The sequence below is a fragment of the Paenibacillus sp. MDMC362 genome (genome assembly GCF_003269305.1).
Classification (GTDB): domain Bacteria; phylum Bacillota; class Bacilli; order Paenibacillales; family Paenibacillaceae; genus Paenibacillus_AQ.
In genome coordinates, this window is sequence record NZ_QLYT01000068.1 from 26,670 (window position 1) to 41,392 (window position 14,723).

Annotated in this window: 13 protein-coding genes and 1 pseudogene; 12 read left to right on the plus strand and 2 right to left on the minus strand. The window is 42.2% G+C overall.

Annotated features, from left to right (window positions below; all coding sequences use genetic code 11):
* The first annotated feature begins 132 nt into the window (after positions 1 to 132).
* Positions 133 to 339 carry a DUF6366 family protein gene (locus DP091_RS27680; RefSeq protein ID WP_113061286.1) on the plus strand — a complete coding sequence of 69 codons (207 nt, stop codon included), beginning with the start codon at positions 133 to 135 and terminating at the stop codon, positions 337 to 339.
* A gap of 281 nt (positions 340 to 620) precedes the next feature.
* Entirely contained in the window at positions 621 to 1,379 is a 759-nt protein-coding gene (locus tag DP091_RS27685) for a hydroxypyruvate isomerase family protein (protein ID WP_113061287.1), read from the plus strand.
* Positions 1,380 to 1,690: 311 nt separating this feature from the next.
* On the opposite strand, the gene DP091_RS32420 is transcribed toward DP091_RS27685, so the two are convergent.
* Positions 1,691 to 2,554, minus strand: a complete 864-nt coding sequence (locus DP091_RS32420) for a helix-turn-helix transcriptional regulator (RefSeq protein WP_113061288.1) — start codon at positions 2,552 to 2,554, stop codon at positions 1,691 to 1,693.
* Between the two features lie 116 nt (positions 2,555 to 2,670).
* Here DP091_RS32420 and DP091_RS27695 point away from each other — a divergent pair, with 116 nt between their 5' ends.
* On the plus strand, positions 2,671 to 4,656 hold the full coding sequence (locus tag DP091_RS27695; RefSeq protein ID WP_113061289.1) for a beta-galactosidase: 1,986 nt from the start codon (positions 2,671 to 2,673) through the stop codon (positions 4,654 to 4,656).
* A gap of 267 nt (positions 4,657 to 4,923) precedes the next feature.
* A pseudogene (locus tag DP091_RS27700) lies at positions 4,924 to 5,159 on the plus strand (alpha-galactosidase); the annotation flags it as partial.
* 758 nt (positions 5,160 to 5,917) lie between these two features.
* On the opposite strand, the gene DP091_RS27710 reads toward DP091_RS27700, so the two are convergent.
* Positions 5,918 to 6,331: an Lrp/AsnC family transcriptional regulator gene (locus DP091_RS27710; protein WP_113061290.1), complete on the minus strand. Its 414-nt coding sequence runs from the start codon at positions 6,329 to 6,331 to the stop codon at positions 5,918 to 5,920.
* Between the two features lie 141 nt (positions 6,332 to 6,472).
* Here DP091_RS27710 and DP091_RS27715 point away from each other — a divergent pair, with 141 nt between their 5' ends.
* From DP091_RS27715 to DP091_RS27760, 8 genes are all read left to right on the plus strand, one after another.
* Complete coding sequence (locus tag DP091_RS27715) at positions 6,473 to 7,237, plus strand: MBL fold metallo-hydrolase (RefSeq protein ID WP_113061291.1); 765 nt, start codon at positions 6,473 to 6,475, stop codon at positions 7,235 to 7,237.
* Between the two features lie 184 nt (positions 7,238 to 7,421).
* Positions 7,422 to 8,606: an MFS transporter gene (locus DP091_RS27720; RefSeq protein WP_113061292.1), complete on the plus strand. Its 1,185-nt coding sequence runs from the start codon at positions 7,422 to 7,424 to the stop codon at positions 8,604 to 8,606.
* A 754-nt stretch (positions 8,607 to 9,360) separates the two neighbouring features.
* Positions 9,361 to 9,636 carry a hypothetical protein gene (locus tag DP091_RS27725; protein ID WP_113061293.1) on the plus strand — a complete coding sequence of 92 codons (276 nt, stop codon included), beginning with the start codon at positions 9,361 to 9,363 and terminating at the stop codon, positions 9,634 to 9,636.
* 910 nt (positions 9,637 to 10,546) lie between these two features.
* Positions 10,547 to 10,867, plus strand: coding sequence for a hypothetical protein (locus tag DP091_RS27735; RefSeq protein WP_113061294.1), 321 nt, complete (start codon positions 10,547 to 10,549; stop codon positions 10,865 to 10,867).
* A gap of 857 nt (positions 10,868 to 11,724) precedes the next feature.
* On the plus strand, positions 11,725 to 12,642 hold the full coding sequence (gene yhfZ, locus DP091_RS27745) for a GntR family transcriptional regulator YhfZ (protein WP_113061295.1): 918 nt from the start codon (positions 11,725 to 11,727) through the stop codon (positions 12,640 to 12,642).
* An 18-nt stretch (positions 12,643 to 12,660) separates the two neighbouring features.
* Complete coding sequence (locus DP091_RS27750) at positions 12,661 to 13,005, plus strand: PRD domain-containing protein (protein ID WP_113061296.1); 345 nt, start codon at positions 12,661 to 12,663, stop codon at positions 13,003 to 13,005.
* A gap of 27 nt (positions 13,006 to 13,032) precedes the next feature.
* The gene (locus tag DP091_RS27755; protein WP_113061297.1) at positions 13,033 to 13,389 is read left to right on the plus strand and encodes a DUF2620 domain-containing protein; all 357 of its coding nucleotides are present in this window, start codon (positions 13,033 to 13,035) and stop codon (positions 13,387 to 13,389) included.
* Positions 13,390 to 13,420: 31 nt separating this feature from the next.
* The gene (locus DP091_RS27760; RefSeq protein WP_181469934.1) at positions 13,421 to 14,716 is read left to right on the plus strand and encodes a YhfT family protein; all 1,296 of its coding nucleotides are present in this window, start codon (positions 13,421 to 13,423) and stop codon (positions 14,714 to 14,716) included.
* The last annotated feature ends 7 nt before the right edge of the window (positions 14,717 to 14,723 follow it).

A 14,723-nucleotide genomic window follows, 5' to 3' on the forward strand; every position in this document is an offset into this window, starting at 1 on the left:
GGGAAAGCATCCCTACGGCTTTTTTAATTTTTGATGAGCGTTGAAATTGAAAAATAATGTTATAATTATATTACTTCATCAATATAGTAGTATTTGATATCTAATTAAAATTATTTACCTAGGGGGTAAATAATGAGCAAAGATAATGAAACTCCTGAAAGAACAAGAGAAAGACTAAGACAAAAAGAATTGAAAAATAATCCATTTGGTCATATGAAAGACGGAATTGATAGGGCTCAGTATGGTAGTTTAGTCGATTTAGTAGGTAGTTTAGGTTGGAAAGGCACTTTAGTAATCATTGTTATTATAGTTAGTCTTATAGTTGCCCAATATTTTTAAGTAAGAGAATTTTTATTAATGGGTTTTAGTTTTATTCAGGGGACAAGATCATGGTCCCATTGAAAGTCGCTAATTTAGCGTTGTTTTATCGGTAAAAGTTGTTGTCCCGAATCGAGGACGATTGCCGAAATGGACAAGAACATGATCCGACTGCAAATGAACTACTTTCATCGAAGAACGATAGTTGAGGAGTTTTTATTGTTATTGGGGTAGTGGTATTAAACTTATTCGGTGCTGGACATGTTGAACGATAAGAATAATATAAAGGACGCGGTAAACTTATGAAGTTCTCAGTGTGCATTGATTCCGTATTTCGGGATATGGACATGCAAGAGGCACTGTCACTCGTAAAATCTTCGGGTTTTGACGCATTCGAGTTTTGGAATTGGAGACAAAAAGACATAAATCTGATGGCGAACGTAATGAAAAGACTAGATCTTTCGGTCTCAACTTTTTGTACGGATGGCGGCACCTTGGTCGATCGGGAATCGCATAAGGATTTCTTGGAAGGTCTCAAGGAATCAATTAGTGTGGCTAAGAAACTGGGCTGCAGCACGCTGATAACCCAAACTGGCAATGAACGGACGGGTATTCCGCGTGAACGTCAAATCGAATCCGTAGTAATGGGGTTACGATTGGCAGCTCCGATAGCAGAGGAAGCTGGAATTACACTTCTTTTAGAGCCTCTCAACACGGCAGTGGATCATCCTGGCTATCTCTTAACCAGTTCTAGCGAGGCATTCAACCTTATCGAACAAGTCAGTAGCGATCATGTGAAAGTGTTGTTCGATATTTATCACCAACAGATCACAGAAGGGAATATAATCAGTTCTATGCTGGGCAATCTTCAAAGTATTGGCCATTTACATGCTGCCGGTTGCCCGGGGCGCCATGAGTTGCAATTTGGTGAAATCCATTATGCTAACGTAATCCAAGCATTGCGCAGTGCGGGGTATTCGAACTATTTCGGTTTAGAGTTTTTTCCTTCCGTTGAACCTGCTCAAGGATTAGTGTTCGCCAAGAGTCTGATGGATCCATAGTAAGGACAGAAGAATAGTGGCCGGGCGCTGTTAGCTACCTGGCCATGTTTATTGAATTTACAAGATAAGTGCTGACAAGTATCCGGAGCTCGTCATTGAAAACTGCGATAGCGTATGCGTATCGACTATACCTTGTTGAGTTGGCACTGCATCCAGTCTACGAGTGATCAAGAAGGCTAATTGCGATATGCAGGCATTGCAGCTGAGCTCACCACTAGTTCTGACCACCGAGTAGTCGGCTATCAGGTCTATCCACTTCGAAAGGGAGACGAGGAAGAGGTTGTAGTCTACATGATAAACGCCTTATGTTGTTAGTTGCTGCCTATACCTCGCATTATTCTGAATTGTTCAGGAGTCATCCCCTCAGACTTTCGGAAGCACTGTATGAAGTACGTGCTGTTTGAAAAACCGCTGTACTCCGCAATGTGCTTCACTGTCATGTTTGAAGATACCAGTAGGGCTTTGGATTTGAGAATACGACATTCTGTTAAATACTCAATCGGAGTCTTTCCGATTGAGCGGTGGAACTGTCTGCTGAAATGTGAAGGACTACAATTCGCCTGCGACGCCATCTGCTCTAGCGTGAGCGACTCATGGCAGTGGGAGAGTATCCACTCCGCCGCCTCGGCTAGCTTGTCTCGCATCCCTGGTTTAGGGATGCCCTTGATAGCTTCTGCATGCTGGACGAGTAAGGCGACCATCTCATAAGTGATGGCTGATAATCTCGCTGATCCCTCTTGAAAAGGAGGCATGCTGCAGCAGTCTAGCAATTCTGACCAGAGCTGGTCAAGTCGCGCAACACCTTCCCACGAGAAGATCCAAACGTCTCGCTCCCCACGCCCCTGCAGAAGTGAGCCTAGTCCGCGCCCTGTAAAATGAATCCATCTGATATCCCATGGGTCGATACTGTCAGCGTAATATCGTTGCGGAACGCCGGGCCCGTAAAGAAACCCAGAGCCGCTTCGCAGTTCCACGAATTCCTCTCCGGTCCACACGTATCCCTTGCCTGCGCGAACGAGATGCCAGTTATAGGTTGTTAATCCGTTGGGTCTATTCTCATGGTGTTCTGTCTCATCGGTATAGTGACCGAATGATTCTGGATAACAGAGAAAGCGTTCGAATCGCGGGTTCGGAACAAAGTGATTTATGCGCAATAATGTCACCTCGAATAGCATAATTTTGATATACCGAGCAAAAATGAATGATTTATCACTCCATTTATTAATAATATAATTATTTTGTTGTTATAAACGCAAGCAAAATAATAATACAAAAAGTGGAGGATCGAAATATGAGAATGGGTGTGGATTACTATCCGGAGCATTGGGACCGCTCTATGTGGGAAGAAGATGCTAAGCTCATGCAAGAGACAGGCGTAAGTTTGATTCGTGTAGCCGAATTCGCCTGGTCACGACTTGAACCGACTGAAGGCAACTATGATTTCACTTGGCTTGACGATGCAATAGATACGTTTGCAACACATGGTATCCAAGTGGTCATCGGAACGCCGACCTGCACGCCGCCGAATTGGCTCGTGAATGCGTATCCGGATGTGCTACCACAAGATGAAAAGCTGCATCCACGTTATCCGGGAATTCGGGGGCACCGTTGTTATAACAGTCCTTCCATGAGACACTATTCGGCATTAATCGTGGAAAGGCTTGCGCTTCATTATGCGAATAATCCAGCTGTTATTGGTTGGCAGACTGATAATGAGTTTAGTCTGAATGAATGCAACTGCGAGCATTGCAATTCGCGGTTCCGGATGTGGCTTCAGGATAAGTATGATTCGATCGAATCCATCAACGCGGCGTGGGGTACCGTCGTGTGGAGCGGGGAGTACAGCGATTGGTCGCAAATAACGACTCCGCTTGGGGGAACCAATCATAAGAACCCATCCTATGTATTGGATTACAAACGTTTCGAGACTGATTCCGTAGTCGAATTCCAACAGCTGCAATTGAACATTTTGTGGAAGCATTGTCCAAATCATTTTGTTACGCATAACATCTGGAGTTACCCGATGTCGCTGGATTATTACAAGCTTTGCGAGAATCTAGATTTCGTTTCCCTCGACTATTACCCGAGCACAAGTCCGGAGAAAGCGGAGTCGAGCGGATACAGCGGAGCACTTACATTGGATTTGGCCCGTGGAATTAAACGGCAGAATTTCTGGATCATGGAGACGATTAGTGGCCCGCCGGGGTGCTGGATGCCGATGTGGCGTACGCCTCATCCTGGATTTATCCGTGCCTTTGCTTGGCAGAGCATCGCACGTGGCGCGGATACGCTCGTACACTTCCGTTGGCGAAGCGCTCCATCTGGAGCAGAGCAATTCTGGCACGGGCTTATCGATCACAGTAACGTGCCCGGCAGGAGATTCGAGGAATACCGCGGGTTGTGCGATGAAGTCCGGAAGCTTGCTCCGCTGTTGGAAGGGACGGAAGTGCAGGGCGAAGTGGCCATTCTTCATTCGCACGATCAATATAACGCGTTTCAGATTCAACACCAGGTAGAAGGTATGGATTTTTTCGATAATCTGAAAACGATCCATCGTGCCTTCACTAAGCTCGGCATCATGACGGATGTATTAAACGAGACAGATGATCTGAGCGGATATAAGTTAATTGTGGCTCCTTCGCTCTTCCTGCTCGACCCAGAGATTGCGTCTCGTTTAGAGACTTGCGTCAAGAACGGGGCTACGCTGGTATTGATGCCTCGAACGGGCGTGAAGAACCAGAATAACGTATGCTGGATCCAACCGTTGCCCGGACCGCTTTCCAATGCGGCGGGGGTCACTGTAGCTGAGTATGACCCGATAGGGAGGGATGTACACAAAATCCGCTGGCAGAATAAAGCTTACTCCTGCAGCCAATGGTGCGATATCCTAACACCTAAAAGTGCTGAGGCAGTGGCATGGTATGAAGACGATTTCTTCGCAGGTGAGACAGCCGCGACTGTTCATGAATTTGGCGAGGGCAAGGTTTACTATTTGGGAACGGTTCCCGAGGAGGCATTCTATTTGGACTTCCTTCGGGATATAGCAGATAATTCGGGCCTGCACTTTATCCCTGACTTGCCAGAAGGTATTCAGATTTCGACACGTGTCAAAGGGTCTACGAGATATTTGTTCCTAATGAATCTTACGCGTAAGCAACAGACCATGCTGCTTGATGATACGTTTCGAAGTCTTCTCGACAGTAGAGAGATCGGCCCAGCACTAACGATGGCTCCTTATGCGGTCGAAATCGTAGAACTTCCCCAGAAAAATGTATAGCTATAACGAAAGATAACATCGAGGCAAAGGAGTATGTTAGATATGATGGCACTCCTGCCATGTGGATCAAATTTTCAAAATATTTGAGGTGAGAAATTATGCTGTTTGCGGGTAAAAATAGCACTTATCAAAAAGATCCTCTACAGTTGCATATTAACACCGAAAAAAACACTATTAATTAAGAATTAAAAGGAGTTTGAATAATGAGTGTCATTGTTCAAGAGCAAATCTCAAAGTAGTATATCATCGGTTGTATCGAACAAGACTGAAGCGGCCAAGCTTGGAATTGAACTTTTTGTTTTGGTTGATGGTTGGTTTGGGAATAGGGATTCTGATAATTCGTCATTAGGTGATTGGTTCGAGGATCGCCGGAAACTGTCTGGCGGACTTGCTGATCTCGCGGAACTCGTGAATCGGCAGGGACTCAAATTCGGTCTCTGGTTTGAACCTGAAATGATCTCGCCAATGACCTCTTCAGAAAACAGCCAGTTTGGTGTCTTCATGTTCCGTGAAGGAGGCGAACTGTTTTAACGGTACATGTTTTTGTCCTCCGACAGACGACGAGGAGCATAAGATACGATAGTTCAGAATGAACCGCTTAAATGGCGGTTTTCCTTTTGCTCTCAAATTAACGAGCTTATGCAGCCTCGTCAACTATCGGGTAGAGGATAAAGGATACCGTAAACAAATGTTGGGGTAACAATACTGTCGGTGGACTAGAACATCGGTCCATTGAAAGTCGCTAATTTAGCGGCTTTTTTGTTTTATCGGTACAAGTTCTTGTCCCGAGCCAAGGACAAGAACATGGTCCGAGTACCGATTAGATAAGTATCTAATTATGTTTCCATGCGATTTCATTAAGCTAACGGGCAGAATAATATAATACGCTAAATATAATTTTGTAATTATTCTGGAGGATATTTATATGTGGCTAGGTGAGTAGGATTAATCAATTTAACCCTAGGTTCAGAAGAAATTTCATAGGTCATTCGAGCATATCCTGTAACCTAAGCTCTTCAGAGTCATGAGTTGGTTTGTCTGAAGAAAAGGTTGTTGTTTGAAAACTATTAATACAAACAAGGGATAGCATAAAAGTGATTAGGATCCTTTTCATTTTTTAATACACCTCTGCCAACGGACCTAGTAATAGTGACTTATGATTTTTATGCATAAAAGAAGCCGCTCCAATGATGGAGGGCCATTTTACTTTTTTGTGATGGGTTCGCTTCTCAGTAATACAAGTTTCTTTGTACGTTATTGTTTACAAGGTTTTGTCGATTACAATGGATAATTTATAGTTAGCATAATTGTTTAATTCTAATAAAAATTGGTTTAACGCTTCATTACTTGGAAACCTACATTCAAGCAGATAGCATCCATCACCGCTTATTTTGTAATTATTTAGGATGTGATCCTCTTTAGAATGAATGAATGAAAGAAATGGTTGATGGTGTGTATCTTTAATATAGATATTTAGAAATGCATACGTAAAACATCCTAATTTTGCGTGATTAACTTTTATGCTGTATCCCTCTATAACTCCAGTGCCCTCAAGTTTTTCTACCCGGGCTGCTGCTGCAGGTCCAGTTAGGTGAACTCTTTCCCCTAATTCTTTCATCGTAATTCGGCTATTTTGACTCAGCTCTTCAATAATTCGTTTATCTGTTTGATCCAAATCAAGCGCATCTCCTTTAAAAATAAAGTAAAAAGACCAATACACTTTATTTAATCTGTGTATTTGAAGGTAGCATCTAGTATAAACTTATCATTGTCAATAAACAAAATAAAAAATACAGAAGGAGAATTAAAAATAAATATGCACATTCAACAAGTTCGAAATGCAACAATCATTGTTCACTATGCAGGTAAAAAGTTCCTAGTCGATCCATTACTCGCAGACAAAGGTCTGTATGATCCATTCCCAGCAGGGATCAGAGAGGATTTGAGAAATCCTATAATTGATTTGCCAATGTCCGTTTACGACATCATTAAGGATGTCGATGCTGTTATTCTGACTCATTTGCATTTAGATCACTACGATGATAGAGCAAAAGCAGTGCTTCCAAAAGGCGCTAAAGTTTTTGTGCAAAACGAAGAAGATGCTAAACAAGTAAAAAGTGACGGTTTTCAACATGTAGAAGTACTTACTGAAGATACGCTTTTTGAAGGTATTCAGTTAATTAAAACAAAAGGCGAGCACGGCAGAGGGAAAGATTTATTAGAAATGATGGGTCAGGTGTGTGGTGTTGTCTTTAAACATGCCAATGAGAAAACATTATACGTAGCCGGAGATACAGTATGGTATGAAGGTGTCGAAAAAGAAATCACTTCCCACACGCCTGAGATTATCGTCCTGAACGCTGGAGATAATAGTTGGCACGATTTGGGGTCACTTGTAATGGGCAAAGAAGATGTCTATGAGGTGCATAAGGCGGCTCCTAACGCCAAAATTATCTCAGTCCATATGGAAGCAGTGAATCACTGGACATTATCTAGAAAAGAACTAAAAAGCTTTGGAGAAGAAAAGGGATTCACCTCTAGTTTATTAGTTCCCGAAGACGGGGAATCGTACATTTTTTAAATTGCACTGCGAACGGTAGGAATATGAGTCGCGTTGGAGGTTGTGTGCAAATAAAATGAGACCTTCATATGGGTCTCATTTTATTATGAATTTTTTACAACAAGTTATTTATTCCTTTAATACAAAATATTAGCTCACCTGCATATCAAGTATTTACCAAAATCTACAGATAGGAGAATATGCTATGAACCAAACGGATCCTAAACTGTGGACAAAAAACTTTATTATTCTTTCGTCTGTCAATTTCATTATGACATTAATTTTCTTTTTATTAAACGCGACGATCACTCTTTATGCAATTAATGAATTTGATGCATCAACCGGCCAAGCTGGTATCGTCGCAGGTATTTTTATTATCGGTTCATTATTAGGGCGTTTGTTTACAGGGCGTCTTATACATTCCAAAAAAATCTTGATGACCAGCTTGTTTTTATTAATTTTAACAACATTACTTTATTTCGTTCATCTTAATGTTAACTTTCTCATATTAAATCGGCTTTTAAACGGGATCACAGTGGGTATTATATCTACAATTGTGAGTACGGTTGTTGTATTTAGCCTTCCTGCATCACGAAAAGGTGAAGGGATAAGTTATTTTGCCATTAGTACTGCCTTGGCCACAGGAATCGGTCCATTTATCGGTTTAGTTTTGAGTCGAAATTCAAACTTTGATATGATTTTTTCTCTAAGTCTATTGCTTGGAATTTTCAGCTTGGTCATCGCATTTTTTCTGAAGTTTCCCGCAACGTACAAGACTGAGAAGAACAATAGAAAGGGAATTAAAATCTCTGACTTTGTTGAGCCAAAAGTAATGCCGATAGCAATTATTATTTTTCTCATGACTTTTTGTTTTTCCGGCATAGTTTCATATTTAAATATTTATGCTTTGGAGTTAGGGTTAATAGACGCAGCAAGTTTCTTCTTTATGGTATATACAGTTTTTGTCTTAATATCACGACCTTTTACAGGACGAATAATGGACAAAAAAGGAGCTAACATTATCATATATCCGGCTCTTATTATATATGGAGTAGGGATGTTTCTTTTAAGCTCAGTTAACAGTAACTTTACATTGTTATTGGTAGGAGCATTAGTTGCTCTAGGATTTGGTAATATTTCTTCTATAACTCAAGCCATAGCCATCAATTTAGCTGAACCTCACCGAGTTGGCTTAGCAACTGCGACGTTCTTTATATTCTATGATTTAGGGAACGGATTTGGCCCATTAATTATCGGTTTGGTAATCCCAGCTACAGGATATAGTGGTTTGTATGTAATACTCGGATTAATTGTATTAGCTACACTTTTTCTATATTACATGTTGTATGGAAAGAAAGAAGGTGAAATTCAAAATCAAGTGGTAAACTAAAGAACACTTAAAGAGAGGATCCTGAGAATTTGAACTTTGACCTGTAAGAGATAGACATCTATATAATTATTTTTTATATCAAAATAAAGGGTACGGGAAAGCAGCTGTTAATGAGATAATAAATAAAAACTCTAACTATCGGATTGGCCTGAATATTGAAAAAGTTAACCCTAAATTTCCTAATAATATTCAAAGAATTAAAAGGAAACGTTTTTATCAACTCTTAGGTTTGAGTCTCAGGATTACTTGTTTTCAAATTATGAAGGCGTATCTTTCGAAACGATGTCAATAAATGGCGATGTATCCTATAAAGAAATGCATGCGTTATTCGATTATTTTAAAAAGCTAAGATAGACTGAGAATAACACGGACGGGTAGCAAGAAAAATTATCAAAAGAATCTGACTGTAAATATGTTGATGGTGTGTGCATATTGAGGGAAACTAATATGCACACTTTACTATATATTTTCTTGATGTGATGATGAAGAAAAAACTTCTGTCGATGAAATCATATCTGGAATGTAACCATGTTCTTGTCATCAGTCGGGATAGAAGGATTCCACGGTGTAATTAAAGTAATGTCGGGGGACAAGAACACGGTCCATAGAAAGTCGCTAATTTAGCGGCTTTTTTGTTTTATTTGATGTCATGATTGCTTGGACATTATCACAAGGTATTGATCAATCTAATCTGCGAATTCGAGCGCATAACAACGGAGGTGCTCCGGAGGAGGATTTCTATTACGAGGTTTATATGGATCATACAGGGATAGATGTTTCAATAACAGAGGATTCACTTATCAGCCTGATAGATTTTGAAGGCGGATTGTTTGTCGTCACGCCCACACTTCATCGTATGTTGGAGCCGACAGGAGAAGCGTTTTTCAAATGGTTTGACCAGCAGGAGAAGTATATGATGACGAGTAAATGGTTCGAGGAATTTTTAATTCATGGCAGAAAAGTCACTTTGGACACACTTATCAGGATACATTTCGAAGCGAAGAGATTGTTGGTTACTGAATTGAAGTAACTGGGAAACGATAGCTCAATAAAACAATGGAGGCAGGCCGACCAACGTGATCGGCTGCCTTTGTTCATTTGCTTAATAAGTAAAAAGTAGCTCCTGGTAAGCGACGATTGAATGGGAGTTTATCTTAATTACGCATAACTCAAGTTAGACGAAATTAAAGTTGAGTATGTTTTGTTATGATATGAAAGTGAAGGGTTGTGGAAAAAGTTGAAGAAGAGATTATAGTCTGAAAAAGCAGAATGGTCTGATGTAATAGAAAAGACAAGACTGGTTTGATATCGTGTTTCAGTTCAGTGATATTCTAAAAAAATAGATGATAGAGTGTAAAGATGAACAAATCGAGTTATTGAAACAGATAAACAATAATCTTTTTGGTATGAAACTTGGTTAAATATAAAGATTACTCTGGAGTATAAAAGGGACTACTTGTGACACAATCCTGTCGGGTGACAAAAACATTGATAACATTCCCGACTCGATTTCATCTAGGGCGTCTAATAAAGATGATTAGACGCCTTTTATTAAGCTAACGGGCAGATTAACCTAATGTGTAACTAATCCTTAGTTTATTCCGTTATTCAAAGTAGGCATGTAATTGGATTTAGCGATAGTTTCAATCTGTAAGGAGCATTTCGCTACGGTGAAGTGCTCCTTACATTTCTTCATTCAACAACCTATAGGTTAGCAAAGTGGTGTGGGATTCCAAAAGTCGGGATACGAATGAAGGAAAAATTCCTTGGTTAGCGCGGCAAGACCTTTAACTGGCTTGATATCGTTCCAAGGTGAAAAGCTTCGTGAATCAGAGTGAAGTTTAACAACTCGCCTGGGGTGGAGAATTGGAACGGTCCCAACGAAAACGGAGCAGAAAGCTTCTCACCCAGCATTTCAGGTGTCAGATGAACCTCATTATGTGAAGCCTGAAACTGATAAACAGTATGTGTTGTTTTTGAGTAAATATAATGATATTTATGTGCCTTCTGTGTCTCCGTTTATTATAGAAATAGATGATCAGGACGCCGCCATTCTAAAATACAACACGGATAACGCTCCGAAAACTTTTAAAATATCTGGAACTGAAAGCATTGAATTGGATGATAATGATTACAGTGAAATTGACGAAATTACAGGCATGGATAAGAGCACTCTCATTGAAGCTATAAAAAACCAGATTCGGAGTTCCAACATGGAGATATCAAAAGTGATTATAAATTCGAGATTGAGGAGCTTTTAGGTGAAGAAGCCATTAAAGGTGTGTCGGGAGACAAAAACATAGTCGCATTGAATGTCGCCAAAAAAGCGGCTTTTTTGTTTTATCGGTACAAGAACATGTTCCGATTACCGATTAGATAAGTATTTTTTTATTTCTGATGTCACAAATCAGGGCCTTATATTGTTTTATGTGCAAAACGAAAACGGAGCTGGAAGGATGAGTGACTAGACATGAATAATTGGAGGCGAAAGTGCCGGGCATGGCGAATGAACGGTGAATTCGGTTTGTTCCTGTTCGACAAGCGGCAGTTGAATCACTTAGAAAAATAGCAAAGGAAGGTTGATACCACATGGTAGGAACGGAGAGTATGAAACAAGAAATTTTAAAAGCTTAGCCATTCAGAAATGCTTGCAAGGTATTTGACACCAACAAAAAGATTTCGGAAGAAGATTTCGACTTTATTTTGGAGACAGGTGTCGAGGGACAGGAACATAGTCCCATTGAGGGTGGTCTGCAGGTTGCCGGCAATGATGGCTACTCTTGTTTAGTTGAACGTTTCATCACTGCTCGCTTTAATAATATGAACATAAAGTCACTCCTCGAATGTTATGTAATATGACAACTCATGAAGCTTTGTGCAAATAGAAGATTCCAATCAATTCAAATAGATTTGTTGTGCTGGATTTTTCTATTAAATATATTCTTATATTCCAAATGAGGACGCATTAATCCAAGAATAATCAATCACCTTCTGAAAACTGATATGAAACAAGTTGACGTGTAATAAAAGAAGTATTGAAGTCAAGTTAACAAGATGATATGATTGTTCCAAATACAAAATACAGAATATTGTATATTGAGGAGGTGAAACCGAAATCGTGATACAAGGATTGAATTCGAAAAGCAGTGTCGTTCTAAAAAACCTAGCGGAAGAGCTACTCTTTATCGGACTGGACTCTCGGATTCCCCGAATCGAGGAGTTGTCGGGCAAATACGGCGTGGGCCGCGGCACGATTCAAAATGTTTTGAAAAAAATGGAGGAAAGCCAATGCATTACGCTGGAGTCCAGAGGTCATCTCGGCACCTTTCTCCGAAATAAAAACATGGACTTGCTGCTTCAATGCTGCGGGGTGAGCAGCATTATCGGCGTTATGCCGCTTCCGTACTCCCGTAAATACGAGGGACTGGCTACGGCAATGCATGCCAGCTTCGAAAAAATCGGGATCCCTCTGCACTGTGCTTTTATGCGCGGAGCGACCGTTCGTCTGGACAATGTCATTGATGGCAGATATGATTTCGCACTGGTATCCAAATATGCCGCGATGTCGGCGATCCGCAAATCGGATGATCTCGTTATTGTAAAGGAATTTGGAGGCAGATCATACGTTTCCCGTCATGCGGTTGTCTTTGCGGAGGAAACAAACGGAATCCAGGATGGGATGAAAATTGGCATCGACAGTTACTCGATCGACCAGCAAGTATTAACGAATCTTGAAGTAAAGGACAAGGATGTCGAGCTCATCAACCTGAACTACATGCATTTGCTGGAGCATTTAAAAGCCAAGTCGATTGACGCTATGGTATGGAATGTGGATGAAATCGACAAAGGTTCGTTCTTTTTGTCCGAGCTATCCTCCAAAGAAGCGTTGGAAATGGACAAAGAAATGAGCCAGGCTGTGTGCGTTATAAACAAGAACAATAAGAAAATGGAGTTTATGTTCAATCAGATCTCAACCGATCATGTCATGCAGATTCAGAAACAGGTGGAGCTTGGCGTGCTCATTCCGAAATACTGACAGGGAGCGTGGAGAAGCGTGAGTGCTTTGAGGGAACGACTTGATATTTTATTTTCTACCAATACGATTACACCCGGTGCCATGAAGCTATGCGAGGCCACGATTGAAAAATTTGTACAGCCGGACAATGAGAAGCGATATAAAAAGCTGGTGACGCATCTGGGGATGGCCGTCACACGGATCGAGCGGGACGAGGAGCTGAACGCTCCCCCTGAAGAGATCATGCAGGAAATCAGACGCTCTCAGCATTTTCCCCAAGCTGTAGAAAATGTAAAGTGGATCGAATCCCAGATGGATGGCGAGCTTCCGGATGAGGAAAGACAGTACCTGATCATGCATTTTGTTAACGCTTCAGAAATGTAAAAAACATACGAAAAGAGGAGAATTGTTATGAAAATCGTGATTGGCGGGCAAGTGGAAAAGAAAGAAATCGAAGCTTTGGTCAAACAGCATGGCGGAGCCGGCGTGGAAGTAACCGTTAAATCGGATCTGGAGGCGGCAATGGCTCTGAAGATGGGACAAGCCGATTATTATGTGGGTGCCTGTTATACCGGCGGGGGCGGCGCTTTGGCCATGGCCATCGCAATGGTAGGCAAATCGAACTGCGCTACGATTTCCATGCCGGGACAGCCGCCGACGCAGGAGAAAGTGGATCAGGCCGTCGCGCAAGGCGCGAAAGCATTCGGTTTTACCGGTGACCATAAAGAGAAGGCAGTGGAGCTTCTTATGAAAGCACTTACCAAGTAAGCGTTACGTCAAATGATTAGGGGGACATCTTATGCTGGAAGCTTTATTGTTAATCGGGCTAGGAATCGTGACTGCAATTATGGCCAATTTGGGGATCGCCGTATTTAATGACGGTCTTAGACCGATCGTCCCTGAAAATCTTGAAGGGCGGATGAGCCGGAAGGAGCTGGGCGTCACCGCTTTTGCCATGAGCTTTGGGCTTGTGATCGGTTATGGAATCCCCATTTCGATATCAGGCAGCATTTTGCTAATCCATAGCATTCTGCTCGGGACCGATATCATCGGGTTGTCTTTTAAACGAGGCAAACTGAGCACAGCTGCTGCCGGAGTGCTAGGCGGCGTGTATGGAGCGGGTATCTATTTCGGGCTTCAGGCAGTTGTGAAAGCGTTTGAAATGCTCCCGCTTAATTTTATTGACGGATTCAACAAAATTGGCGAGCCCGTCGTTGTATCCTTTATGGTATTTCCCGCCCTGGCCATCGCACTTCAATTTTCGATCAAAAAAGGCGTCATCGCATTTCTGGTGGCGGCATTGGCCAGGCAGCTCGTTGTTTTCAGCAACACAAAAGAACTTATTCAAATTGACGGCACACCGGTTATTTTGAGCCCGGAAGGCATCGCGTTGATCGTGGGCATGGCGTTTCTTATCACGTTTGCGATGAAGGAAAAGTCCGAGGATCAGAGCCTTTCAACACTTGCCTCCATGTTTACGGATCGCGTGACACGCATTAAAAAGTTTTCGTGGATCGTCATGATTAGCGGCGGTTTAGCCGCGGCTGCCACCAATCTCCTGTTGATTGCCGGCGATCCGATCTCGCTGAGCTTGCTGGCGGACGGAAAAATCTCGGAAGGCGGCATTGCCTCCCTGGCCAAAGCCATCGGATTTGTCCCGCTGATCGCCAGTACGGCGATCGCTACCGGCGTATTCGGCCCGGTCGGGTTTACGTTCGTATTCGGAGTGGGGATATTTTCTCCGAATCCGCTCGTTGCAGCGCTGCTCGGTGCCCTTGTCATCTTCCTGGAAATTCAGCTATTGTCCAAAATGGCCAAATTTCTGGATCGGTACCCGGGTATCCGTGCCTCGGGTGAAAGCATCCGGACTGCAATGACGCGTGTCCTTGAGGTCGCGCTTCTGATCGGGGGAGCGAATGCAGCCAATGCCATCGTGCCGGGACTCGGTTACTTTGGAATTGCCGGCTTCTATCTGTTGAATGAGGCGGCGGGACGTCCGATCGTTCGGATGGCTGTAGGTCCTGTGGGAGCTATCGCCATCGGTATCCTTGGGAACATACTGGTTCTGCTCGGATTGTATACACCACCACAGTAAGGAGAGA

Excerpts from the sequence above, each read along its gene's own strand:
- DP091_RS27680 (WP_113061286.1), top strand. The coding sequence starts at position 133 with ATGAGCAAAGATAATGAAACTCCTGAAAGAACAAGAGAAAGACTAAGA.
- DP091_RS27685 (WP_113061287.1), top strand. The coding sequence starts at position 621 with ATGAAGTTCTCAGTGTGCATTGATTCCGTATTTCGGGATATGGACATG.
- DP091_RS32420 (WP_113061288.1), bottom strand. The coding sequence starts at position 2,554 with ATGCTATTCGAGGTGACATTATTGCGCATAAATCACTTTGTTCCGAAC.
- DP091_RS27695 (WP_113061289.1), top strand. The coding sequence starts at position 2,671 with ATGAGAATGGGTGTGGATTACTATCCGGAGCATTGGGACCGCTCTATG.
- DP091_RS27715 (WP_113061291.1), top strand. The coding sequence starts at position 6,473 with ATGCACATTCAACAAGTTCGAAATGCAACAATCATTGTTCACTATGCA.
- DP091_RS27720 (WP_113061292.1), top strand. The coding sequence starts at position 7,422 with ATGAACCAAACGGATCCTAAACTGTGGACAAAAAACTTTATTATTCTT.
- DP091_RS27725 (WP_113061293.1), top strand. The coding sequence starts at position 9,361 with ATGGATCATACAGGGATAGATGTTTCAATAACAGAGGATTCACTTATC.
- DP091_RS27755 (WP_113061297.1), top strand. The coding sequence starts at position 13,033 with ATGAAAATCGTGATTGGCGGGCAAGTGGAAAAGAAAGAAATCGAAGCT.
- DP091_RS27760 (WP_181469934.1), top strand. The coding sequence starts at position 13,421 with ATGCTGGAAGCTTTATTGTTAATCGGGCTAGGAATCGTGACTGCAATT.